The organism is Pseudomonas sp. NPDC089752 (assembly GCF_044748725.1).
Classification (GTDB): domain Bacteria; phylum Pseudomonadota; class Gammaproteobacteria; order Pseudomonadales; family Pseudomonadaceae; genus Aquipseudomonas.
Genome location: NZ_JBIVGP010000011.1, coordinates 38,089 through 60,385 on the forward strand (window position 1 = coordinate 38,089; position 22,297 = coordinate 60,385).

The following is a 22,297-nucleotide window of genomic DNA, read 5'->3' on the forward strand; positions in this document are numbered from 1 at the left end:
TGCGGTGGCCGCTGTCAGACAAATTCCGTAACATCGCGCTCCACGACTTTTGCCGTCCCCGTAGGATTTCAATGAAACCCGCCCGACTTCGCGCCGACCTGCTCGCCGGCCTGACCACTTCGTTCGCCCTGGTGCCCGAGTGCATCGCTTTCGCACTGGTGGCCCACCTCAACCCATTGATGGGCCTGTATGGCGCTTTCATCATCTGTACCCTGACAGCATTGTTCGGCGGCCGACCTGGCATGATTTCAGGCGCTGCCGGCTCGATGGCGGTGGTAATCGTTGCCCTGGTGGTGCAACACGGTGCGCAATACTTGCTGGTCACGGTGCTCCTCGGCGGTGTGGTGATGATCCTGTTCGGCCTGCTGCGCCTGGGCAAACTGGTGCGTCTGGTGCCGTACCCGGTGATGCTTGGCTTCGTCAACGGCCTGGCGATCGTCATCGCGCTGGCACAACTGGAGCACTTCAAGCAGGGCGAGCACTGGCTCAGCGGCACCCCGCTGTACCTGATGGTCGGCCTGGTGGCACTGACCATGCTGGTGGTCTACGTGCTGCCGAAGCTGACCCGCGCCGTGCCGCCAGCGCTGGTAGCGATTCTCGGTGTCGGCCTGCTGGTGTATCTGCTTGATCTGCCGACCCGGACACTTGGCGATATGGCGCACATCGCCGGGGGCCTGCCAGCGTTGGCCCTGCCGGACGTGCCCTGGAACCTGGAAACCCTGACAATCATCGCCCCCTATGCGCTGCTGATGGCCATGGTCGGGCTGCTGGAAACCCTGCTGACCCTCAACCTCACCGACGAAATCACCGAAAGCCGCGGCTATCCGGACCGCGAATGCGTGGCCTTGGGCGCGGCCAACATGGTCTCGGGCCTGTGCGGCGGCATGGGCGGTTGCGCGATGATCGGTCAGACCGTGATCAACCTGAGCTCCAACGGCCGGGGCCGGCTCTCTGGCGTGGTGGCGGGGGTGATGATTTTGCTGTTCGTGCTGTTCCTCTCGCCGCTGATCGAGCGTATTCCGCTGGCGGCGCTGGTCGGGGTGATGTTCGTGGTTGCCCAGCAGACCTTTGCCTGGGCTTCCCTGCGGGTGCTGCACAAGGTGCCGGTGAGCGATGTGCTGGCAATCATCGCGGTAACCGTGGTCACGGTGTTTACCGACCTGGCCACGGCGGTACTGTTCGGTATCGTCATCGCGGCGGTGAACTTTGCCTGGCAGCATGCGCGGGAGCTGTATGCCGACAGTCATGAAGACGGGGAGGGCGTGAAGCATTACCAGGTGCATGGCACCTTGTTCTTTGCTTCGGTCACGCCGTTTCTCAATCAGTTCGACCCGGCCAATGATCCGGCCAAGGTTACGCTGGATTGCCAGCATGTGAGCTTTGTCGATTATTCGGCGATTGCGGCGCTGACGACTTTGCGTGAGCGGTATGCCAAGGCGGGCAAGCATCTGCGCGTGGTGCATTTGTCGGAGCGGTGCAAGAAGCTGTTGAAGCGGGCGGGTGAGCAGCACTGAAATGAGAGGCTGACTGTCCCGGCCTCTTCGCGGGGCAAGCCCGCTCCCACAGGAGATATGCAGTCCATCCCTGTGGGAGCGGCGGTCCGGCGATCCGGCTTGCCCCGCGAAGAGGTCGGCACAGGCGAACGATTCACTCCCCGCGATTCTTCTTCACAATGCCATCGGCAATGCTCGCCGGCGCCTCGGCATAGCGGGTGAACTCCATGGTGTAGCTGGCCCGCCCCTGGGTCATCGAGCGCATCGAGGTGGCATAGCCGAACATCTCGCCCAGCGGTACTTCAGCGCGGATCACCTTGCCAGCTGGCGTTTCGTCGCCATCCTGAATCATCCCGCGGCGCCGGCTCAGGTCGCCCATGATGTCGCCCTGGTACTCCTCGGGGGTGACCACCTCGACCTTCATCACCGGCTCCAGCAACACCGCGCCGCCTTTCTGCGACAGCTGCTTGGTGGCCATCGAGGCGGCGATCTTGTAGGCCATTTCGTTGGAGTCTACGTCGTGGTACGAACCGTCGAACACCGCTGCCTTGAGGTTGATCAGCGGATAGCCGGCGAGCACGCCGTTCTTCATCTGCTCTTCGATGCCCTTCTGAATGGCCGGGATGTACTCGCGCGGCACCACGCCGCCGACGATTTCATTGATGAACTCCAGGCCTTCCTTGCCCTCATCCCCCGGCGCAAAGCGGATCCAGCAGTGGCCGTACTGGCCGCGCCCGCCGGACTGGCGAACGAAGCGCCCCTCGATCTCGCAGGTGTTGCGGATCTTCTCGCGGTAGGCCACCTGCGGCTTGCCGATGTTGGCTTCGACATTGAACTCGCGGCGCATGCGGTCGACGATGATATCCAGGTGCAGCTCGCCCATGCCGGAGATGATGGTCTGGGCGGTTTCTTCGTCAGTGCGCACGCGGAACGAGGGGTCTTCCTGGGCCAGCTTGCTGAGGGCGATGCCCATTTTCTCCTGGTCGGCCTTGGTCTTCGGCTCCACGGCCACGGAAATCACCGGGTCGGGGAAGTCCATGCGCTCGAGAATGATCGGTTTGTCGATGTCGCACAGGGTGTCGCCGGTGGTCACATCCTTCATGCCGATCAGTGCGGCAATGTCACCCGCACACACGTCCTTGATTTCGGCACGCTGGTTGGCGTGCATCTGCACCATGCGGCCGATGCGTTCCTTCTTGCCCTTGACCGAGTTGAGCACGGCATTGCCGGAGCTGAGTACGCCGGAATAGACGCGGGCAAAGGTCAGGGTGCCGACGAACGGGTCGGTGGCGATCTTGAAGGCCAGGGCCGAGAACGGCTCCTTGTCGTCGGCGTGGCGCTCCAGGTGCTTTTCTTCATCGTCCGGGTCGGTGCCTTTGATCGCCGGGATTTCCGACGGCGCGGGCAGGTAGTCGATGACCGCATCGAGCATCAGCGGCACGCCCTTGTTCTTGAAGGACGAGCCAAGGATGGTCGGCACGATCTCGTTGGCGATGGTGCGCTGGCGCAGGGCGGCCTTGATCTCGTCGATGCTCAGTTCCTCGCCGTCGAGAAACTTCATGGTCAGTTCATCATTGGCCTCGGCGGCGGCCTCGATCATGTGCGCGCGCCATTCGTCGGCCAGCGCCTGCAGCTCGGCGGGGATCTCTTCTTCGCGGTAGCTGGTGCCGTTGTCGGCATCGGTCCAGTAGATGGCCTTCATCTTCACCAGGTCGATCTGGCCGATGAAGTTTTCTTCGCTGCCAATGGCCAGCTGGATCGGCACCGGGTGGTGCCCCAGGCGCTTGTCGATCTGCTTGACCACGCGCAGGAAGTCGGCGCCTTGGCGGTCCATCTTGTTGATGTAGGCCAAACGCGGCACATGATACTTGTTGGCTTGGCGCCACACCGTTTCGGACTGCGGCTCGACACCATCGGCGCCGCTGAACACCACCACTGCGCCATCGAGCACGCGCAACGAACGTTCCACCTCGATGGTGAAGTCGACGTGGCCGGGGGTGTCGATGATGTTGAAGCGGTATTTGTCGGCGAACTGCTTGGTCGAGCCTTGCCAGAAGGCCGTGGTCGCCGCCGAGGTGATGGTGATGCCGCGCTCCTGCTCCTGGGCCATCCAATCCATGGTCGCGGCACCGTCGTGCACTTCACCCATTTTGTGGTTGACGCCGGTGTAGAACAGGATGCGTTCGGTGGTCGTGGTCTTGCCAGCGTCTACGTGGGCGACGATACCGATATTGCGGTACAGCTCGATGGGTGTTGTGCGGGCCATGACGGACTACCTGCGGCTGTGCGGATTCTCCCACGGTAGCAGAGTGGGAGAATCCTGCTTTACCGCCGGGCCCTCAGTCGGCCTGGGCTTGCAGCAGCCATTGGCCGTCGACTTCGCGGGCCAGGCCGCTGGCCGGCAGCAGGGCCAGCAGGCGCTCGTGCAGGACGGCGTCGGTGAACGTCTTGAGGGTAGCCAGATCCAGCGCACCGATCAGGTTGAGGTCGGCCTTGGTATACGACAGCCAGGCCTTTTTCAGCACCTGGGCCACATCGCTACCGGAAGTGCTGGCAAAGCGACGGTGCCACTGGCGCCCTTCGAAGGTGAAGCTGTGTGCGTGGCTGTAGGTGCTTTCGTCATCACCCTCGGTGCAGCGGTGGCAGCGGCATGGGCCTTCGCCGAAGGCATTGCGCAGGTAGCTGTTGAAATCCACGACGGGCTTGAGGGTCAGGCGTTTGTCGACTTCGAACAGGTCGGCAATCAGGGGGTGTTCGGCACTCACTAGGGGTCCTCGTCTGGTGCGGCGCGTTTAGGTGGGCACAATACCAGTCGCGGCCTTGCTAGACCATGCGCACACTGCAAGCAGGCGCGCATGGCTGCTGATCCTACTTGAAGGTGCAGTCTTGAGGGTTGTTGTTGGTCGATTTGCAGAATCCATCCTTCCAATCGCCCTTGTCAGGGGTTTTGGATTCACGCAGGTTCATGCGCACACCGGAGAAATTGCCATCCCCTTCGAAGTCGCACAAGACGACATTAGGATTGACCTTGACGGCGGTAAACTTGAAAGACTTGATATCGTTTTCATCGGCGCCGGGGTTTTCACCCGTCCAGCCGCCGGGGGCTTTGTAGGCGAAACCGTGGTTCATTGGCATTTGGGTAATGTCTGAAGCCTTTGGACAAGCGTCGGCCAGTGCGCCGCCTGCATAGGCGATGCTTGCAAAAGCGCTTAAAATCATGAGTTTACGCATGGTATTTATCACTCTGAGTTAGGTGAAACGTCACCTTACGAGTCAGAGCGGGACTGAAAAATCAGATGAATCAACTTGCATTGGAGCTAGGCGACATTCAGTGCGTAGGATTATTCGCCTGCAGTCGAAAGTCCAAGTTAAACTTACCCTTGGCTTTGGCTACTGTCTGGTGCCAATGCACACCCTACCCATGAGGCTTTTCGATTGAGCAAGTATCCCTATATCGCCAATGTAACCGTCAGCGCCGAAGACCGCGGCGGGGACACCGAAGCCGAGGAGAATCCCGGCCTGCGCGTCGGTCTCGAGGCGGTGACTGAAACCCTGAAGAAGGTGCATTTCGTCGGTACGCTCGCAGCGCCCGAAAAAAACGCCACGCACATCTGCGTCACCTTGGAGAACGGCCTGACGTACTACGGCCCGATCGTCAACGGCCACGCCGAACTCGAAGGCGGCTGGATTGCTTTCGAGTCCGACATGCTCACCCCTGAAGAACTGGGCCTGTAAGTATCAGTTCAACTCCGCCAGGCTCTGTTCGAAGATATCCAATCCTTCCTCCAGCACCTCGGTTTCGATGGTCAGCGGCGCCAGCAGGCGAATGATGTGTCGCGCCTTGCCGCTGGGCATCAGCAACAAGCCTTTGGCCCGCGCTGCGTCCATCACCCTGGCCAGCTGCGCCGGTGCCGGGCTGCCGTCGGCATTGACGAACTCGATGCCGCGCATCGCGCCCACACCGGTCAGGCGCCCAATGAAAGGGTACAGGCCTTGCCAGCGTTGAACCCGACTGACGATCGCCTGCTCCTGGCGTTCGCCCCACGTGGCAAGGTTCTCATCGGTCATTTGCGCCAGGCTCGCCAGGGCCGCCGCGCAGGCGATCGGGTTGCCCGAATAGGTACCCCCCAGGCCGCCCTTGGGCAGCGCCGCCATCAGTTCTTTGCGTCCAACGACCGCGCCGAGCGGCATGCCGCCCGCAATGCTTTTCCCCAGCAGCAGCAGGTCCGGCTCGATCCCCAGGCGCGTGAAGGCGAAGCGCTGGCCGGTACGACCGAAGCCGGATTGGATCTCGTCGATGATGATCAGGATCCCGCGCTCGTCGCAAAAGCTGCGCAGGGCCTGGGTGAAAGCGGGGTCGAGGGCGAGGAAGCCGCCTTCACCCTGCACCGGCTCGAAGATGAACGCCGCCACGTCTTCCACTGCCAGCTCGACGCTGAACAGGCGGTCCATGGCTTTTAGCGCTTGCTCGCAGCTGACCCCGGTGTCGGCACTGGGGTAGGGAACGTGGTACACCGGCCCCGGCAACTCACCGACCCGTTGCTTGTAGGGGGCGACCTTGCCGTTGAGATTCAGCGTTGCCAAGGTACGGCCGTGGAAGCCGCCATCGAAGGCGATGATGGCGCGTTTGCCAGTGGCGGCGCGGGCGACTTTCAGGGCGTTTTCCGCCGCTTCCGCGCCGCTGTTGGTGAGCATGCCGGCCAGTGGATAGCTGACCGGGACGAATGCGCTCAGGCGTTTCATCAGCTCCAGGTAAGGGCCATGCGGTGCGGCGTTGAAGGCGTAGTGGGTCAGCCGCGTGGCCTGGGTCTGTATGGCCTCGACGACAGCAGGGTTGCAGTGGCCCAGGTTGAGTACACCGATACCGCCGACGAAGTCGATGTAACGCTTGCCTTCGGTATCCCAGACTTCGGCATTGCGGCCATGGGAAAGCGTGATCGGATGAACGATGGCAATGGATTGGCTGACGCTTTGCAGATTCATGGGCGGGCGGACCTTGTGCGATGTTCTCGATATCGAAGCTTGTCGCAGTGGTTTTCCACAAACGAATTATTCGATTGCTGTAATTCCATAAATTCTCGATCTTCAGTGCGCCAAAAACCGCGACGTGTTGACCCTGGTGCAGAACCTACGCTCATTCTCCAAAATTCATTCTATTTCGGAATCATGTACTTCGAAAAGGTCGTTTGTTGACCTCGCCTTGCAGATCGATACTGACGTGGATCAACGACGTCACAACAAGAAAAACGAGCGACACGAATTACAAGAATGCTGCTCCAACTTTTCAGCCGCCCCTGCGGCGGCCGACCCATTCGAGGGTTCTCCATGGCTTCGCTAGAAAACAACAAACAGCGTTCCCTGCAGCACGGCCTGACCTCCCGTCAGGTGTCCATGATCTCCATCGCCGGCATCATCGGCGCCGGCCTGTTCATCGGCTCCTCCAACGCCATTGCTACGGCTGGCCCGGCCATTCTGATTTCCTATGCCATGACCGGCCTGCTGGTGCTGCTGGTGATGCGCATGCTTGGCGAGATGGCCATCGCCAACCCCAACAGCGGCTCGTTCTCCACCTATGCCAGCGAGGCCATCGGCCCTTGGGCGGGTTTCACCATCGGCTGGCTGTACTGGTGGTTCTGGGTGCTGATCATTCCGGTCGAGGCCATCGCCGGGGCGGACATCCTGCACGCATACTTCCCAGGTGTGCCGTCCTGGCTGTTCGCCTTCCTGATCATGCTTTTGCTCTCGGGTACCAACCTGGTCAGCGTGAAGAATTTCGGTGCGTTCGAGTATTGGTTCGCGCTGGTCAAAGTGATTGCGATCATCGCTTTCATCGTGGTCTGCAGCCTGGCGGTATTCGGCTTCTGGCCGCTCGCCGATGTGTCCGGCGTCAGCCGGCTGTGGGACACCGGTGGCTTCATGCCCAATGGATTCGGCACAGTGCTGGGCGGCGTGCTGATCACCATCTTCTCGTTCTTCGGCGCCGAGATCGTCACCATCGCTGCTGACGAAACCGCCAACCCGAAAGACAAGATCCGCCGCGCCACCAATCTGGTGGTATATCGCATTGCGATCTTCTACCTGGCGTCGATCTTCCTGGTGGTGTCGCTGGTGGCCTGGAACGATCCGGGGCTCAAGGCAGTGGGCTCATTCCAGCGCGTGCTGGAAGTGCTCAACGTGCCAGGCGCCAAGCTGCTGGTCGACCTGGTGGTGCTGGTGGCAGTCACCAGCTGCATGAATTCCGGCTTGTATACCGCCTCGCGGATGCTGTATTCACTCGGCGCCCGTGGCCAGGCGCTGAGCATGACCAGGCGCATTTCCGGTGCTGGCGTGCCCACCGTGGCAGTCATCCTCTCGACTCTGGCAGGCTTTGCCGGTTGCCTGGTCAACTATGTGTTCCCCGGCAAGGTGTTCGGTTTTCTGCTGTCGACCACCGGCGCCATTGCCTTGCTGGTGTACCTGGTGATCGCCGTGTCGCAGTTGCGCATGCGCGCACGTGCCGACCGTGAAGGGCGGCCGCTGGAACTGAAGATGTGGCTGTTCCCGTGGCTGACCTGGCTGGTGATCGGCACCATTGTGATGGTTCTGGGGTATATGCTGTTCAGCGACGCCTACCGCTACGAGACGCTGATGACTGCCGGGGTGACGCTGTTCATCCTGCTGGTCTCGCTGACCCAGCGGCGCGGTAGGGTGATTGCGCAGACTGCGTGATCCTTATGGGCGGTTTGCGCCCCCACCAACCAGCACAGGAAGCGTATGAACGAACAAGCTCTGTCCCTGCAGGCCCTGGCCGCCGCCGACGGCATCTGCTACGGCTGCGGCTGCGCCCACCCCAGCGGCCTTCACGTACAAAGCCATTGGGACGCCGACGGTATTCACCTGCTGTGCCGGCATATGCCCGACAGCGCCTTTACTGGCTGGCCGGGTTTGGTCTACGGCGGCCTGCTGGCCATGCTGGTCGACTGCCATTCCAACTGGACCGCCATGGCCTACCACTACCGGGCAGAAGGCCGTGAACCCGGTAGCCTGCCACGCATCGATTGCGTGACCGGCAGCCTTGGCCTGAACTACCTCAAGCCGACCCCGATGGGCGTAGAGCTGCTGCTCAAGGCGCGTGTGGAAGGCGAGGTCGGGCGCAAGACACGCGTGCTCTGCGAGGTATGGGCGGGGGATGTACTCACGGTCAGCGCCGACTCGGTATTCGTCCGGGTGGACACCGAGAAACTCAAGCTCAAGGCCCATGGTCAGGGCTGATTGCGCGCCCTGATCGCGGTTAATTGTAGGCAATTCCCATGCGCTTCGTGGGAAATGTCCTATAGGTGCACTACCTCCATCGCACTAGTCTGGCGGCGCCTCCACTACGAGACGCTCCAGGATGTTCACTTTGCCCAGCAAACCTGACCTTTTCCCGGCCCATTCACGCGGCCGGGGCTCTCGCGAACATCCTGGTTCATTCCAATCCCTCTGCTAACGCTCTCCGGACACGGCGGTAACGGTGTGCCCGGCCTGTAGCAGGCGCATTCAAGGAGATCCTTCATGCGTGCCAGATTCACTACCAAAGCCCTGTCCACCGCAGGCCTGCTGATACTGCTCGGTGGGTGCGCCAGCGCTGTCGTGCCCAGCGAGCAGATCGAACTGACCCGCAGCGCAATCAATCGTGCCGTGTCGGCCGATGCCACCCAGTACGCACCAGTCGAAATGCGTGCGGCTCAGGACAAGCTCAGCGCCATGGAGCGCGCCCTTGGCCAGAAGGACCTGAAACAGGCCCGCAGCCTGGCCGAGCTGGCCGAAGCCGACGCCCGCCTGGCCGAGCGCAAAGCGCTGGCACGCAAGAATCACGAGCAGTTGGAAATCGCCCGCAAGGGCATTGAAGTGCTGAGGCAGGAACTGCTCGATGCACCTGACAGCAACCCTGCCAACCTTACTCAGTAAAGGCTCTGAACATGTCGAAACTCTACTTGCTGCCCACCGTATCTGTGCTTGGCTTGCTGTTGGCCGGTTGCAGCACAGCGCCAGAAAACGCCAAGCTGCTCGAAGCCCGTGAGTCTTACTCGCTGTTGCAAAGCAAGCCGGAATCCGCCCGCATCGCCGCCTTGGAAACCCAGGAGGCCTATGTTGCCCTGGGCAAGGCCGAAGGTGCCTCGTTGAAAGATCGCACGTCAGACGATGTCGAGCACTTGGCCTACCTGGCTCAGCGCAAGATCGACACTGCCGAACAGACGATCTTGCTGCGTCAGGCAGAAAAGGGCCTGCAAGGTATCGAGGCGCAGCGCACCCAAGCCCGCCTGGACGTACGTACTGCTCAGCTCAAGGCGCTGCAGTCGCTCAAGGCCAAACAGACCGACCGTGGCATGGTGGTGACCTTCGGCGACGTGTTGTTCGATACCGGGCGCGCTGAATTGCGTGGTGGAAACCACCGTAAGATTCAGCAGCTGGCGGATTACCTGCGGGCCAATCCAGAGCGCAAGGTGTTGGTCGAAGGTTTTACCGATTCGACAGGCAGCGATGCCTTCAATCAGCAGCTGTCCGAGCGCCGAGCCGCTTCGGTGGCCAATGCCCTGCGCCGCCAGGGTATTACAGCCGAGCGTATTGCCAGCTCGGGTTATGGCAAAGAGTATCCGGTGGCAAGCAACAGCGACGCGCAGTCGCGCCAGCTCAACCGCCGGGTCGAGGTGATCATTTCCCAAGGCGCCGAAGCAGTGACGCCACGTTTCTGACCGACACCAAGGCGCGGCGCTCAGCCGCGCTTTCGGTCGTGATGGTCAAATCTCGGTATTGCCCCTAGAGTGGTGGCTTTCACTCTTCCAGGGCCTGAGCATGACCGATCTGAGCGCATTCCCCATCACCCGCAAGTGGCCGGCGCAACACCCCGAGCGTCTGCAGCTGTACTCGCTGCCCACGCCCAATGGCGTCAAGGTGTCGATCATGCTGGAAGAGATCGGCCTGGCCTACGAGCCGCACAAGGTCAGTTTCGACAGCGACGATCAGCTGAGCCCTGAATTCATTTCGCTCAGTGCCAACAACAAGATCCCGGCGATCCTCGACCCCGATGGGCCAGGTGGCAAACCGCTGCCGCTGTTCGAGTCGGGCGCGATCTTGCAGTACCTGGCGGAGAAGAGCGGGCAACTGCTCAGCCAGGATCCAGCGACCCGTTATCAGACCCTTCAGTGGCTGATGTTCCAGATGGGGGGCATCGGCCCAATGTTCGGCCAGGTCGGCTTCTTCCACTTTTTCGCGGGCAAGGACTACGAAGATAAACGCCCGCGGGATCGTTACGTCAACGAGTCGAAGCGCCTGCTGGGGGTATTGGACCGGCATCTGCGGGGGCGACATTGGATGGTCGATGAGTACAGCATTGCCGACATCGCCATCTTCCCCTGGGTGCGCAACCTGGTGGAGCGCTATAACGCGCGCGAGCTGGTTGGGTTCGATGAATTCAAGGAAGTGCAGCGCGTGCTGGGCATTTTCCTCGAACGGCCAGCCGTTCAGCGTGGCCTGAAAATTCCTGGATAAAGCCAGTATCGAACCTGTAGGAGCGGCTTCAGCCGCGATCACCGGCAAAGCCGGTGCCCTCCACCGCGTCGTTGCTTCGCGGCTGAAGCCGCTCCCACGGGTTCTATCTGCGGGCTAGAAAATCTGATTCAGAACCCAGTACAGGCTGCCTGCCAGCAGCATCGCCGCCGGCAAGGTCAGCACCCATGCCATGAGCAGGTTGATCAGCGTGCGCTTCTGGATACCCGAACCAATGGCGACCATGGTCCCGGCCACGCCCGAACTCAGGACATGGGTGGTCGACACCGGTAGCCCGAACATGTCCGCCGCGCCAATGGTGCACATCGCGACCACTTCCGCCGATGCGCCCTGGGCATAGCTCAGGTGAGTCTTGCCGATCTTCTCGCCCACCGTCACCACGATGCGTCGCCAGCCGACCATCGTCCCCAGGCCCAGGGCAATTGCTACTGCCACCTTGACCCACAACGGAATGTAGCGCGTGGCGTCGTCCAGTTGGGTCTTGAACAGCTGCACATGCCTGCGGGTGTCAGCGTCGAAAGCCACCAACTGGTGCTTTTCGATCAAGCGGATCGCTTCGCTGGTCAGGTACATGTCATTGCGCACGTTGGCCATGGCTTCGGCGGGTACGCGTTTGAGCGAGCCATAGCCTTTGACCTCTTCGCCGATCATGCCGGTGAGTGCGGCGAGGGCCGGTACCAGCTGCGGATCGGCCTTGGGCTGAGTGATGAACAGGGTCAATACCTGGCGTGGGTCAGCAGGCAGTGGTTGCGGATCGCTGTGCACCAGGGCCTGACGGGTCGCCTCGGCGACGGCGGAAAACTGCAGCGCCTGCTCGCTGGGCATGGTCTTGTTCAGTGCATAGGCCATCGGCAGGGTGCCGACCAGGATCAGCATGATCAGCCCCATGCCCTTTTGCCCATCGTTGGACCCGTGGGCGAAGGAAACGCCTGTGCAGGTCAAGATCAGCACGCTGCGAATCCACCACGGTGGCGGCGTCTGGCCCTCTGGCGCCTGGTAGAGATCCTTGCGCTTGACCAGCGCGCGCAGTGCGAGCAGTAACAAGGCCGCGCAGGCGAAGCCGATCAGCGGCGAAAACAGCAACGCATAGCCGACCTTGCTGACCTGGCTCCAGTCCACCCCGCTGATGCCGTCACGCCCGTGCATCAACGCGTTGGCCACGCCGACGCCAATGATCGAACCGATCAAGGTGTGCGAGGATGACGCCGGCAGCCCCAGCCACCAGGTGCCGAGGTTCCAGATGATCGCGGCCAGCAGCAGGGCGAAGACCATGGCGAAGCCGGCCGTCGAGCCCACCTGCAGGATCAGCTCGACCGGGAGCAGGGCGATGATGCCGTACGCCACCGCGCCGCTGGAAAACAGCACACCAAGGAAATTGCACAGCCCGGACCAGACCACCGCCACGGGTGCCGGCAATGCGTGGGTGTAGATCACCGTGGCCACGGCGTTGGCGGTATCATGAAAGCCATTGACGAACTCGAAGCCCAGGGCGATCAGCAGCGCCAGGCCCAGCAGCAGAAATGGCGTGACCGTGGTAACAACGGTGCCGCTGGCGCTGACGTCCTGTTTGAGATTCCAGGCGGTGTAGGCGATGCCGGCCATGAGCAGGCCGAAGAACAGAAAGAGGGTGGCACGCCCGGGTTTGTGGTTCAGCTGCGGGCGTGAGTCGCAGTCGGCCAGTTGCGGCTGGCTGGCCAGTGACGGGGTTGCCATGGGGGCTCCGATGGGCGTCGGGCGAAGGTGCCGAAGGCTGTCAGCATAGAAAAAATTCCTGACTTGGGCGTGATCTCGGTCAACGGATTGCCTAGGCTCAAGACGATGGGTAAAGGCAGGGCAAAGCCATGATTCGCATGACATGAAACTCATACCGGCCACTGACCAACATTGCACCTTCGCCCGCGACCTTACCCGGCGGGCAATGCTGCCCTATTACCAAGAGTTCGACCTGTTGTGGGTCGAAGAGGCATTTGATCAGGCCTGGGGTTGGCGTGAGCAATGGCTGATCGTAGAAGGGGAGACGGTGCTGGGTTTCTGCAGCCTCAGCCAGGATCGTCAAGCGCTCTTCATTCGTGAATTGCATCTTTTGCCGGAGTATCGGGGCCGCGGTGTGGGCAGCTGGGTGTTGGAGCAATTGGCCGGTTGGGCAGGGCAGCGGCGCCTGTCGTTGCTAAGGTTGATGGTGTTCAAGAGCAACCCGGCGCGGCAGCTGTACCTGCGCTGCGGCTTCGTCGAGATGGGCGAGGATGAATGCTTTGTGCGCATGCAGCGAGTGATTGGTTGATGGGGCGGGCAGTGGTGGGTCAGTAGATAGTGGCGTAATGCTGGCTTGCGACGTTGGCCTGCTAGGGGCATAGTGATTGCGCAGTTTTTGAGTGCCCACAGGGTCGTGGGCAGTGTCATATGCCGACATGGGAAAAGGAGCAACCTCATATGAATGGACTCGGTACGCGTCTCAGGGAAGAGCGAGAACGCTTGGGCATGACCCAGCGAGTATTTGGTGACATCGGCGGTGTTGAACCCAATGCCCAGGGTAAATACGAAAGCGGCGAGCGCACACCGCGGGTGGATTACCTGGCGGCGCTGGCGGCACGCGGCGTGGACGCGCTGTATGTGCTGAGTGGGGTTCGCACGCCTGCACCGCTGGCCAGCCTGACCGCCGATGAAACCGCCGTGCTTGGCGCTTTTAGGCGATTATCTGCGGCTGATCAGGCGGCATTTTGGCATTTGTTGGGGCGCCTGGTGGGCGAGGTAGGCAATCGTGAAACATCGTGGTCGCAGCGGCGTGAGCGTCAGACATTTCTGACGGAAGTTTTACGCTAGGTCCACCGTGAAAAATTTTGTTAAGGTGGCGGGATCCAATCGCCCTGTTGACGAGGTGTCTGCTTGATTAGGGTCCTAGTGGTCGATGACCACGATCTGGTACGAACCGGTATTACACGCATGCTGGCCGACATCGATGGCCTGCAGGTGGTGGGTGAGGCAGATTCGGGCGAGTCGGCGCTCAAGCTGGCCCGAGAGCTCAAGCCGGATGTCGTGCTGATGGACGTCAAGATGCCCGGCATCGGCGGCCTGGAGGCCACCCGCAAACTGTTGCGCAGCTTCCCCGACATCAAGGTGGTGGCGGTGACCGTATGTGAAGAAGACCCGTTCCCCACGCGTCTGATGCAGGCCGGTGCGGCGGGCTATCTGACCAAGGGCGCTGGCCTGGACGAGATGGTCCAGGCCATTCGCCTGACGTTCGCCGGCCAGCGCTACATCAGCCCGCAGATTGCCCAGCAACTGGCGCTCAAATCGTTCCAGCCGCAAGGGTCGCCGTTCGATGCGTTGTCGGAGCGGGAAATCCAGATTGCCCTGATGATCGTTGGTTGCCAAAAAGTGCAGATCATCTCCGACAAGTTGTGTTTGTCGCCCAAGACCGTCAATACTTACCGTTATCGGATCTTTGAAAAACTCTCGGTCACCAGCGACGTCGAACTGACCTTGCTGGCCGTTCGCCACGGTATGGTTGACGCAAGCCTGTAAAACTTCATGTCCCAAGTCTTTGATGCCAGCGCGTTCCTGGCGACCTGCAGCGGTCGCCCGGGCGTCTACCGGATGTTCGACGCCGAGGCTCGGCTGCTCTACGTGGGCAAAGCCAAAAACCTCAAGAAGCGTTTGGCCAGCTATTTTCGCAAGACTGGCCTGGCGCCGAAGACTGCTGCGCTGGTGGGGCGCATCGCCCAGGTCGAAACCACCATTACCGCCAACGAAACCGAGGCGCTGCTGCTTGAGCAGAACCTGATCAAGCAATGGCGGCCGCCGTACAACATTCTGTTGCGCGACGATAAATCCTACCCGTATGTATTTCTGTCCGATGGCCAATTCCCACGCCTGGGAATTCACCGCGGGGCGAAAAAAGCCAAAGGCCGTTACTTCGGGCCATATCCCAGTGCGGGGGCTATTCGAGAAAGCCTCAGCCTGCTGCAAAAAGCCTTCTCGGTACGCCAGTGCGAGGACAGCTACTACGCCAACCGCACCCGGCCCTGCCTGCAATACCAGATCAAGCGTTGCAAGGGACCGTGCGTCGACCTGGTCGATGCCGAGGAATACGCCGAGGATGTGCGTCACTCGGTCATGTTCCTCGAAGGCCGCAGCCAGCAGTTGGGCAATGAGCTCAATGCCGAGATGGAAAAGGCCGCCATGGCGCTCAACTTCGAGAAGGCCGCCGAGCTGCGCGATCAGATCGCACTGCTGCGCCGGGTCCAGGACCAGCAATACATGGAGGGCGGCTCCGGCGATGTCGATGTGGTTGCTGCTTTCGTAAACCCCGGTGGCGCCTGCGTGCACCTGATCAGCGTGCGAGGCGGGCGGGTTTTGGGCAGCAAGAATTTCTTCCCGCAAGTGGGCATCGAGGAAGAGGTCGCCGAAGTCATGGCGGCCTTCCTGTCCCAGTATTACCTGGGCAACGCGGAGCGCGAGCTGCCAGGCGAGTTGATCGTCAACGTGGTGCATGAAGACTTCGCCGCTATCAGCGAAGCGCTGCAGACCCTGCGCGGCCGCGAGCTGACCATCAGCCATCGAGTGCGCGGCACCCGCGCGCGCTGGCAGCAGCTGGCGGTGACCAACGCCGAGCAGGCGCTCAATGCGCGCCTGGCCAATCGCCAGCACATGGCCGCACGTTTCGAGGCGCTGGCCGAGGTGCTGGGCCTGGACGAAGTACCGCAGCGCCTGGAGTGCTACGACATCAGCCACTCCAGCGGCGAAGCGACCGTCGCCAGCTGCGTGGTGTTCGGCCCGGAAGGCCCGCTCAAATCCGACTACCGTCGTTTCAACATCGAAGGCGTGACCGCAGGTGACGACTACGCTGCCATGCATCAGGCCCTGACGCGTCGCTACGGGCGCATCAAGGACGGCGAGGGCAAACTGCCCGATGTGTTGTTGGTGGACGGTGGCAAGGGCCAGCTGAACATGGCCCGTGACGTGATGCAGGAGCTGGCTTTCACCGACCTGACCCTGCTTGGCGTGGCCAAAGGGGTGACTCGCAAGGCCGGTTTCGAGACCCTGTACCTCAATGACGTGGCCCACGAATTCACCCTCAAGGGCGACAACCCGGCGCTGCACCTGATCCAGCAGATCCGCGACGAAGCCCACCGCTTCGCCATCACCGGCCACCGCGCCCGGCGCGGCAAGGCCCGGCGCGTGTCGAGCCTGGAAGACGTTGCCGGGGTCGGGCCCAAGCGTCGTCGTGACCTGCTGAAACATTTCGGCGGCCTGCAGGAGCTCAACCGCGCCAGTATCGATGAGATCGCCAAAGCCCCGGGCATCAGTAAAAAGCTTGCCGAGTCGATTTATGCCAGCCTGCATAGCGAGTAGAATGCCGGGCTCAACCCGCAGCCAGTCGTACCGATGAATATTCCAAACCTGCTCACCGTTCTACGCGTCCTGCTCATTCCGATCTTCATCCTGCTGTTCTATATGCCCTATCACTGGAGCTATATGGCCGCCAGCAGTGTGTTCGCCGTTGCCGCCGCCACCGACTGGCTGGACGGCTATCTGGCGCGTCGGCTGCAGCAGAGCACCCCGTTCGGCGCCTTTCTGGACCCTGTGGCCGACAAGCTGATGGTCGCCGTGGCCCTGGTGCTGCTGGTGCAGGTGCATGCCAACTTCTGGCTGACCTTGCCGGCCGCCGTGATCATCGGCCGCGAAATCGTAGTCTCGGCACTGCGCGAGTGGATGGCCGAACTGGGGGCGAGGGCGCATGTGGCGGTGTCCAACCTTGGCAAGTGGAAAACTGCCGCGCAGATGCTGGCGCTGGTGATTCTGCTGGCCAATCCGCCAGTGGTGAGCTTCTGGGTAATTCTGGGCTATGGTTTGCTGCTGGTGGCTGCGGCGCTGACGCTTTGGTCCATGGCCCATTACCTGCTCGCCGCCTGGCCGCACCTGCGTGAAGGTTCGGAGCAAAAATAAAACTTTTTTGAATCAAGGGGTTGACGCCGTTTTAGATATCGCTAGAATGGCACCCATCACGACGCGGGAATAGCTCAGTTGGTAGAGCACGACCTTGCCAAGGTCGGGGTCGCGAGTTCGAGTCTCGTTTCCCGCTCCAAATTAAGATCTGCAGAGTTCGTTTAGAGTCTGCAAGTCGTGAAAAAAAGGGCCTCAGGGCCCTTTTTTTGTGCTCGATTTTCTCTGGCCAGGCTTTAGTCGTTCGCTATCATGCCCATTCCACTTCATCAGGCTAGTCGCCTTGCCAGATGGGCGAACCCGTCAATACGCCGAGTCAGTTCATCAAGCGTCCAAGGCTTGGCGAGAAACGACCCATTGTGGGGCAGCGTTTCAAGCGGCACCACGGCATCACCTGAAGTGAGCAGCACGGGTATGTCAGGCCAAGTGCGCCAGATCTCCCGAGCCAGCCCCAGACCATCCAGGTCCCCAGGCATATGGATGTCGGTGAAGACCAGCGAGACGCCCGGCCCTGCGCGCAACAGCGCCAACGCCTCGTCTGCATTTGCGCAACGCAGAACCTGATCGGCGTACAGTGACGAGAGGCTCTCAGCGGTCAGCGCGCCGAGCAACTCATCATCTTCGACTACCAGAATATGGCGGGTCATAGGGATTACTCAGGTCTCATAACGATTAGGGCCTCACGCGTTTTTCTTGGTTGCTACCGGGCGATGAGTGGCACTGCATACGCTTGCGCTCAATTGCAGCTATGGTTTCAGGGCCCAAAGCGCAACGACGTCGGTCAAGCAGAGGAATCGTCGCGTTTCCTCTCGGCATCTGAATGGAGAGCGTATGCAACAGTTACCGCCTGATGAAACCATTCGAGCAGCCCTGAGAAAGTCTCATGCCCGGCTTCACCGGCAGCATGAACTGGTTGTCGAGTTTGGCGTGCTGTCACTGAAGGTCGATGATCTGGATACGCTGCTCACGCAAGCGTGCACCGCCGTGGCCGAGGGTATGCAGACTCGTTTTTCCAAGGTGCTCCAGCCCCTTCCCGATAGTGATGCCTATCTACTCTCGCACGGTGTGGGTTGGGACAAGGCGGATATTGGGCATGCCACCGTTGGCGCCGACGTTGCAAGCCCAGCTGGATTTGCATTGGCCACCAACCGGCCTGTCCTGTCCAATCACCTGGGTTTGGAGGAGCGCTTCCGCACCCCCGACCTGCTGAAAAAATACGGGATAGAGCGTGCCATCAACGTACCGATCCGCGGCCCGCTGACGCCCTTTGGCGTGCTAGAAGCCGACAGTAGCAATGGCAACGATTTCGTCGAAAGCGATCTGGTCTTCCTCGAGGGCATTTCCAATGTCATTTCCATGGCGGTCGAGCGCATTGCAGCGGGTGTCGAGGCGCCTCACCCCGATCCCTACTCGGAAAGCTTCCTCAATGCCAGTCCCGACTGCGTGAAGATCCTGTCGCCCGGCGGCGAAATTGAATTCATGAATGAAAAGGGCCTTGAGCTCATGCACCTGGCTGCCTTGCCTGAGGTCAAAGGGCAACGTTGGACCGAATTCTGGCCCGATGAGTCAAGACCAGTGGTCATGGAGGCGTTGGGCAAAGTAGCTGCTGGTGAAACGACCCGGTTCGAGGCTTATTTCCCCACCGCACCCGATGAACCCAAGTGGTGGGATGTGACAGTCGCTCCGATTCTGGGTGCAGACGGCCAGCTCGAACGTGTCATCGCCGTGTCCAGGGACATTACCGAGCGGCATCAATACGAAGCTCAGCTGCTATCGCTGATCGAAGCGCAGAATTCCCGACAGAGCCGAAGCGATCTTTATCTGGAAGAGATCCATCATCGAGTCAAAAACAGCCTCCATCTTGTGAACACTTTGCTGCTACTGCAGGCCAACCTTTCGGTGGATACGGCAGTCAAGCTCCAGCTGGAGACTGCTGCAGGCCGCGTCGTGACCATAGCCAGCGTTCATGAGCGCCTTTATCACACCGGCGAAGACAAGAATGTGATGGCCGCCGATTATCTGAATGCTTTGCTGGGCGACCTGGGCAAGGCACTCGCAGACCGGAAAATCGTCCTTGAGACCGACGATTTCGTGCTTCCCCCTGAGCGGATGGCGCCACTGGGATTGGTAGTTTCCGAGCTCATCACCAATGCCTTGAAGTACGGCAAGGGCACCGTTGAAGTGCTGGTAAATCATGCAGGGGATCATGTGTTGCTGACAGTAAAGGATGAAGGGGATGGGTTTCCCGACACCTATCCGAAACCCACAGGGACCGGCCTTGGTATGCGGTTGGTGAAAAGTTACTCGGGCTATGGAAGTGCCGCGGTGTCTATCGATCGTCTGGAAGGAAAAAGCTGCATCCACGTGCGCTTCAAGCTTTGAGCTTCGTTGCTCGAACCCTGGTCGCGTCCGGTCAATATTGCGTCGGCTTCAGGCGTGTTGCAGGGGGCGTTGATAGGCTAGGTTCAGGCTACGCCGAACCGCAGCTTTTATAACAAGGAGAGCCATTCATGGCCCGTGTGATTTCACTTTACCGTTATCCCGTAAAAGGCTTTCGAGGTGAAACACTCGATCAGGTGGCTTTGCGCAGGGGAGAGGGTGTGCCGGGTGACCGAGTCATCGGCATTACCCGAGGTATCGCCACTGCAGGCACAGCGCCCTTTCATCAATTGACCACCAATGCGGACCTTGTCCACTACCGGCCTGAGAGGCGCGCTGACACCTTGGGGTTGACGGAGGCGAAGTCGGGCGACGCCATCAACCTGTTCAATGACCTGCCACGCTTGAGGCAGGCCTTTGGCGAGCAGGCCAGGGTCATTCATCGAGAGGACCGGCTAGGGCATTGGGACTTCGACGACTCGATGCTGTCGATCATCAATGTGGCCACGGTGGCCGCCCTTTCTGATCGGCTTGGCGTGCCGGTCGACCCGATGCGCTTTCGCGGCAACATCTACATCGAAGCCGAACCATTCATCGAGTTCAGCTGGCTGGGGCAGGGGGTGCAGCTGGGTGGTGCGTGCCTGTCGATCATTCGGCCGATCAAGCGTTGCAGCGCCACGTCGGTCAACCCGCAGACGGGTGAGCGCGATATCAACACCCCCGCTCAGTTGAATCGACTTTTCGGCCACATCTATTGTGGCGTCTACGCCCATGTTGAAGCGGGTGGGCAAGTCCGGCCATTCGATTCGGTTCGCGTCAGTGGGCATGATTATCCGCGGCGTCTGGCCATTGCGGTGAGTGTGCCCAAGGCACCACCGGTAGCAAACTGGCCGAGGCCGGCGCTTGTCGTCAAGGTAACAGAGGAGGCGATGGGCATACGCTCGTTGTGGCTGCGCGACCCCATGGCCCATCTGGGCGCGCTGGACGCCATCAAGCCGGGGCAACACATCGCGGTGCACGGGTTGACCAAGGCCGGTGACTGGCGCCGCTATACGATCTCCGGGCATAAGGGCGATCGGCTGCGCATTACCGTGAAGCGCGATACGGGCGTCGGCTCCCGGGCGTTGCATGAGCAGGTCGCTGGAGAACTCATCCAGATCACAGGCCCTTTTGGCCCGGAAACGGTAGATACCTGTAGCCCTGCCATTTTCATACTCAGTGCAGGCATTGGGATTACTCCGACGATCTCCAAACTGCAGGCGCTGGTTGACGCAGGCTATGACAAGCCGGTGCGCGTCATTCACACCATAAGGGGAAGGCGTGAACTGGCGTTGTGGGATGAGGTGAAACAGCTTGCGGCCCTCCTGCCGTATTGTGTGCCCGCGCTGCATATCACCGGCCAGGGAGAGCCCGCTGGCGATGCTTTGCTCGGCCGCCCCGATCTTGCCGCGCTGATGCTCGAAGCCGCTCGACTGTCGGCAGACATCCATCTGTGCGGCCCCGAGACATTCCAGTCCAGCGTGCTGGCGATGGCGACCGAAGCAGGCATCGCCGCGCGCCTGCACATGGACAGTTTCGTCACGCCTGACAGCGCCGTCGAAATGCGTCCGATCCCGGACAGCGGCCCATTTGCCGTGACCTTCAAGCGATCAGGCATCACGGCCCAATGGCAGCCGCAGGAGGGGCCGTTGCTCCAGTTCGCGGAAGCCAAAGGCCTGGTGATGGCCGCCCACTGTCGCGCTGGCCTGTGCCAGACCTGTGAATGCCGTGTGCTCGAAGGGGAGGTGTTGTCTTTGTCCGAAGCCGGCCGCGCACGGCGGGAGCATGCCTTGTTGTGCTGCATGGTGCCGGCTAGTGATGTTGTGCTGGATTGTTGAGGGGGCCTGCTGGGTATTACTCGATAAGCTATCTGTCTGGGCGTTGCTGCAATCTCGGTAGCTGAGCAACTGGCCGTGCGCGTTGCAGTTCAGGTACTTGTTTTTCGAGAGCATCGGTGGCCTGGGTAATCAGCTACGCCCAGCCACTGCTGGACGAAGTCAGCATTCCATCGAGCCAACGTGGCCGCCTGCGCAAACGCTGTAAATGGCTGCTTGCTGACAAGGGCTACGACACCGAAGCGCTACGCCGTTACTGCGATCAATATCGGATGCAGCCCGTCATCCCGCTGCGATCAATGAAGCGCAAACCCAAGCCTGGCTTACCCAGGCTGTTTGACCGACCCAAGTACCGACAGCGCAACATCATCGAGCGGATGTTTGGCTGGCTGAAAGAGAACCGCCGGTTAGTGACGCGCTTCGACAAGCTCGCGAAAAGCTATGCCGCCATGGTCTCGCTGGCTTGTTCCATGGGGAGTTTGCGACATCTCTTTTCGTACAGAGCCTAGGCTGGGTCCAAGCCTGATCCTTCTTTTAGTTCGTTTGAAAACCACGCATCGAATATGTTCCCCGGTAGCAGGTCCGGGGCGTCGGAGAAAACATGATCGTACCTTAATTCTGCACGAAATTTTCCACTTCTTACATCGTAATGCAGTCGCATTTCTGTGGGGGTTTCAACTCCAAATTCGAGACATCTTTCTTCAATGGCGTCGATGTTGTCCAGTCCGATATCCAGCATGGCGCTTCGTCGTTCGGTTGAGTCGTCATATTTGGCGTCGCCAGGTTTGACGGCGGAGTTAATCTCCTCTTTCCTCACTATTTGCCCGTTAATTTTATAGAATGCATTGAAGGAAGACGTCCCTTTTTCGGATGCAGCATAGGCGAAAACTTCGTCGGCTCTATTGTCGATGTATTCAAGTGCTATGCTTATCATGTCTGCTTGGTGTTCGGAAAGATAGTCTTCAAAAGTTTTGCTCATTGCTAATATCTCCTAGTTTTTTTGATGCGCGCTACTTCTTCGATGCCGTCGATCACGTATTCTACTCTAAAGCTACTAGGCCTGACTGATGATCCCTACTG

21 protein-coding genes, 1 tRNA gene and 1 pseudogene are annotated in these 22,297 nt (G+C 60.5%); 16 read left to right on the forward strand and 7 right to left on the reverse strand.

Annotation, left to right across the window (positions count from 1 at the left end; genetic code table 11):
* Nucleotides 1-71 precede the first annotated feature (71 nt).
* A complete protein-coding gene (locus ACIPZF_RS18880) occupies nt 72-1,514 on the forward strand; it encodes a SulP family inorganic anion transporter (RefSeq protein ID WP_400802012.1) in 1,443 nt (480 codons plus the stop codon).
* 133 nt (nt 1,515-1,647) lie between these two features.
* On the opposite strand, the gene fusA is transcribed toward ACIPZF_RS18880, so the two are convergent.
* From fusA to ACIPZF_RS18895, 3 genes are all read right to left on the reverse strand, one after another.
* Nucleotides 1,648-3,759: an elongation factor G gene (fusA, locus tag ACIPZF_RS18885; protein WP_400802014.1), complete on the reverse strand. Its 2,112-nt coding sequence runs from the start codon at nt 3,757-3,759 to the stop codon at nt 1,648-1,650.
* A 73-nt stretch (nt 3,760-3,832) separates the two neighbouring features.
* Nucleotides 3,833-4,258, reverse strand: coding sequence for a hypothetical protein (locus tag ACIPZF_RS18890; RefSeq protein WP_400802016.1), 426 nt, complete (start codon nt 4,256-4,258; stop codon nt 3,833-3,835).
* A gap of 103 nt (nt 4,259-4,361) precedes the next feature.
* Entirely contained in the window at nt 4,362-4,724 is a 363-nt protein-coding gene (locus tag ACIPZF_RS18895; protein ID WP_400802017.1) for a hypothetical protein, read from the reverse strand.
* A gap of 204 nt (nt 4,725-4,928) precedes the next feature.
* On the opposite strand from ACIPZF_RS18895, the gene ACIPZF_RS18900 reads away from it, so the two are divergent.
* On the forward strand, nt 4,929-5,228 hold the full coding sequence (locus tag ACIPZF_RS18900) for a hypothetical protein (RefSeq protein WP_400802018.1): 300 nt from the start codon (nt 4,929-4,931) through the stop codon (nt 5,226-5,228).
* A gap of 3 nt (nt 5,229-5,231) precedes the next feature.
* Here the strand turns inward: ACIPZF_RS18900 and ACIPZF_RS18905 are convergent, their stop codons facing one another.
* The gene (locus ACIPZF_RS18905) at nt 5,232-6,476 is read right to left on the reverse strand and encodes an aspartate aminotransferase family protein (RefSeq protein WP_400802020.1); all 1,245 of its coding nucleotides are present in this window, start codon (nt 6,474-6,476) and stop codon (nt 5,232-5,234) included.
* A 342-nt stretch (nt 6,477-6,818) separates the two neighbouring features.
* On the opposite strand from ACIPZF_RS18905, the gene ACIPZF_RS18910 reads away from it, so the two are divergent.
* From ACIPZF_RS18910 to ACIPZF_RS18930, 5 genes are all read left to right on the forward strand, one after another.
* The gene (locus ACIPZF_RS18910) at nt 6,819-8,201 is read left to right on the forward strand and encodes an amino acid permease (protein WP_400802022.1); all 1,383 of its coding nucleotides are present in this window, start codon (nt 6,819-6,821) and stop codon (nt 8,199-8,201) included.
* Between the two features lie 45 nt (nt 8,202-8,246).
* Nucleotides 8,247-8,744: a PaaI family thioesterase gene (locus tag ACIPZF_RS18915; RefSeq protein ID WP_400802024.1), complete on the forward strand. Its 498-nt coding sequence runs from the start codon at nt 8,247-8,249 to the stop codon at nt 8,742-8,744.
* 282 nt (nt 8,745-9,026) lie between these two features.
* Nucleotides 9,027-9,422, forward strand: coding sequence for a DUF4398 domain-containing protein (locus tag ACIPZF_RS18920; RefSeq protein WP_400802026.1), 396 nt, complete (start codon nt 9,027-9,029; stop codon nt 9,420-9,422).
* Nucleotides 9,423-9,433: 11 nt separating this feature from the next.
* Nucleotides 9,434-10,207 (forward strand): OmpA family protein, encoded by a 774-nt coding sequence (locus tag ACIPZF_RS18925; protein ID WP_400802028.1) that lies wholly within the window; start codon nt 9,434-9,436, stop codon nt 10,205-10,207.
* A 100-nt stretch (nt 10,208-10,307) separates the two neighbouring features.
* Entirely contained in the window at nt 10,308-11,003 is a 696-nt protein-coding gene (locus ACIPZF_RS18930; protein ID WP_400802030.1) for a glutathione S-transferase N-terminal domain-containing protein, read from the forward strand.
* Between the two features lie 114 nt (nt 11,004-11,117).
* Here the strand turns inward: ACIPZF_RS18930 and ACIPZF_RS18935 are convergent, their stop codons facing one another.
* Complete coding sequence (locus tag ACIPZF_RS18935; protein ID WP_400802032.1) at nt 11,118-12,734, reverse strand: inorganic phosphate transporter; 1,617 nt, start codon at nt 12,732-12,734, stop codon at nt 11,118-11,120.
* 142 nt (nt 12,735-12,876) lie between these two features.
* On the opposite strand from ACIPZF_RS18935, the gene ACIPZF_RS18940 reads away from it, so the two are divergent.
* The 6 genes from ACIPZF_RS18940 to ACIPZF_RS18965 all read left to right on the forward strand — a co-directional run bounded on the left by ACIPZF_RS18940 (nt 12,877) and on the right by ACIPZF_RS18965 (nt 17,106).
* Nucleotides 12,877-13,302 carry a GNAT family N-acetyltransferase gene (locus tag ACIPZF_RS18940; RefSeq protein ID WP_400802033.1) on the forward strand — a complete coding sequence of 142 codons (426 nt, stop codon included), beginning with the start codon at nt 12,877-12,879 and terminating at the stop codon, nt 13,300-13,302.
* 149 nt (nt 13,303-13,451) lie between these two features.
* Nucleotides 13,452-13,841, forward strand: coding sequence for a helix-turn-helix domain-containing protein (locus ACIPZF_RS18945; protein WP_400802035.1), 390 nt, complete (start codon nt 13,452-13,454; stop codon nt 13,839-13,841).
* A 63-nt stretch (nt 13,842-13,904) separates the two neighbouring features.
* Complete coding sequence (gene uvrY, locus ACIPZF_RS18950; RefSeq protein ID WP_400802037.1) at nt 13,905-14,543, forward strand: UvrY/SirA/GacA family response regulator transcription factor; 639 nt, start codon at nt 13,905-13,907, stop codon at nt 14,541-14,543.
* Nucleotides 14,544-14,549: 6 nt separating this feature from the next.
* Nucleotides 14,550-16,373, forward strand: a complete 1,824-nt coding sequence (uvrC, locus tag ACIPZF_RS18955) for an excinuclease ABC subunit UvrC (protein WP_400802039.1) — start codon at nt 14,550-14,552, stop codon at nt 16,371-16,373.
* Nucleotides 16,374-16,406: 33 nt separating this feature from the next.
* The gene (gene pgsA / locus ACIPZF_RS18960; RefSeq protein ID WP_400802041.1) at nt 16,407-16,967 is read left to right on the forward strand and encodes a CDP-diacylglycerol--glycerol-3-phosphate 3-phosphatidyltransferase; all 561 of its coding nucleotides are present in this window, start codon (nt 16,407-16,409) and stop codon (nt 16,965-16,967) included.
* 63 nt (nt 16,968-17,030) lie between these two features.
* Nucleotides 17,031-17,106: transfer RNA gene (locus ACIPZF_RS18965), tRNA-Gly, on the forward strand.
* Nucleotides 17,107-17,233: 127 nt separating this feature from the next.
* Here ACIPZF_RS18965 and ACIPZF_RS18970 read toward each other — a convergent pair.
* Nucleotides 17,234-17,611, reverse strand: coding sequence for a response regulator (locus ACIPZF_RS18970; RefSeq protein ID WP_400802043.1), 378 nt, complete (start codon nt 17,609-17,611; stop codon nt 17,234-17,236).
* A gap of 184 nt (nt 17,612-17,795) precedes the next feature.
* Here ACIPZF_RS18970 and ACIPZF_RS18975 point away from each other — a divergent pair, with 184 nt between their 5' ends.
* From ACIPZF_RS18975 to ACIPZF_RS18985, 3 genes and pseudogenes are all read left to right on the forward strand, one after another.
* Nucleotides 17,796-19,346: a sensor histidine kinase gene (locus ACIPZF_RS18975; RefSeq protein WP_400802045.1), complete on the forward strand. Its 1,551-nt coding sequence runs from the start codon at nt 17,796-17,798 to the stop codon at nt 19,344-19,346.
* A gap of 128 nt (nt 19,347-19,474) precedes the next feature.
* Entirely contained in the window at nt 19,475-21,220 is a 1,746-nt protein-coding gene (locus ACIPZF_RS18980) for an MOSC domain-containing protein (RefSeq protein ID WP_400802047.1), read from the forward strand.
* Nucleotides 21,221-21,348: 128 nt separating this feature from the next.
* A pseudogene (locus ACIPZF_RS18985) lies at nt 21,349-21,726 on the forward strand (transposase); the annotation flags it as partial.
* Here ACIPZF_RS18985 and ACIPZF_RS18990 read toward each other — a convergent pair.
* Nucleotides 21,723-22,196, reverse strand: a complete 474-nt coding sequence (locus ACIPZF_RS18990) for a hypothetical protein (RefSeq protein ID WP_400802049.1) — start codon at nt 22,194-22,196, stop codon at nt 21,723-21,725. The pseudogene ACIPZF_RS18985 and the gene ACIPZF_RS18990 sit on opposite strands and share 4 nt — an antisense overlap.
* Nucleotides 22,197-22,297 lie beyond the last annotated feature (101 nt).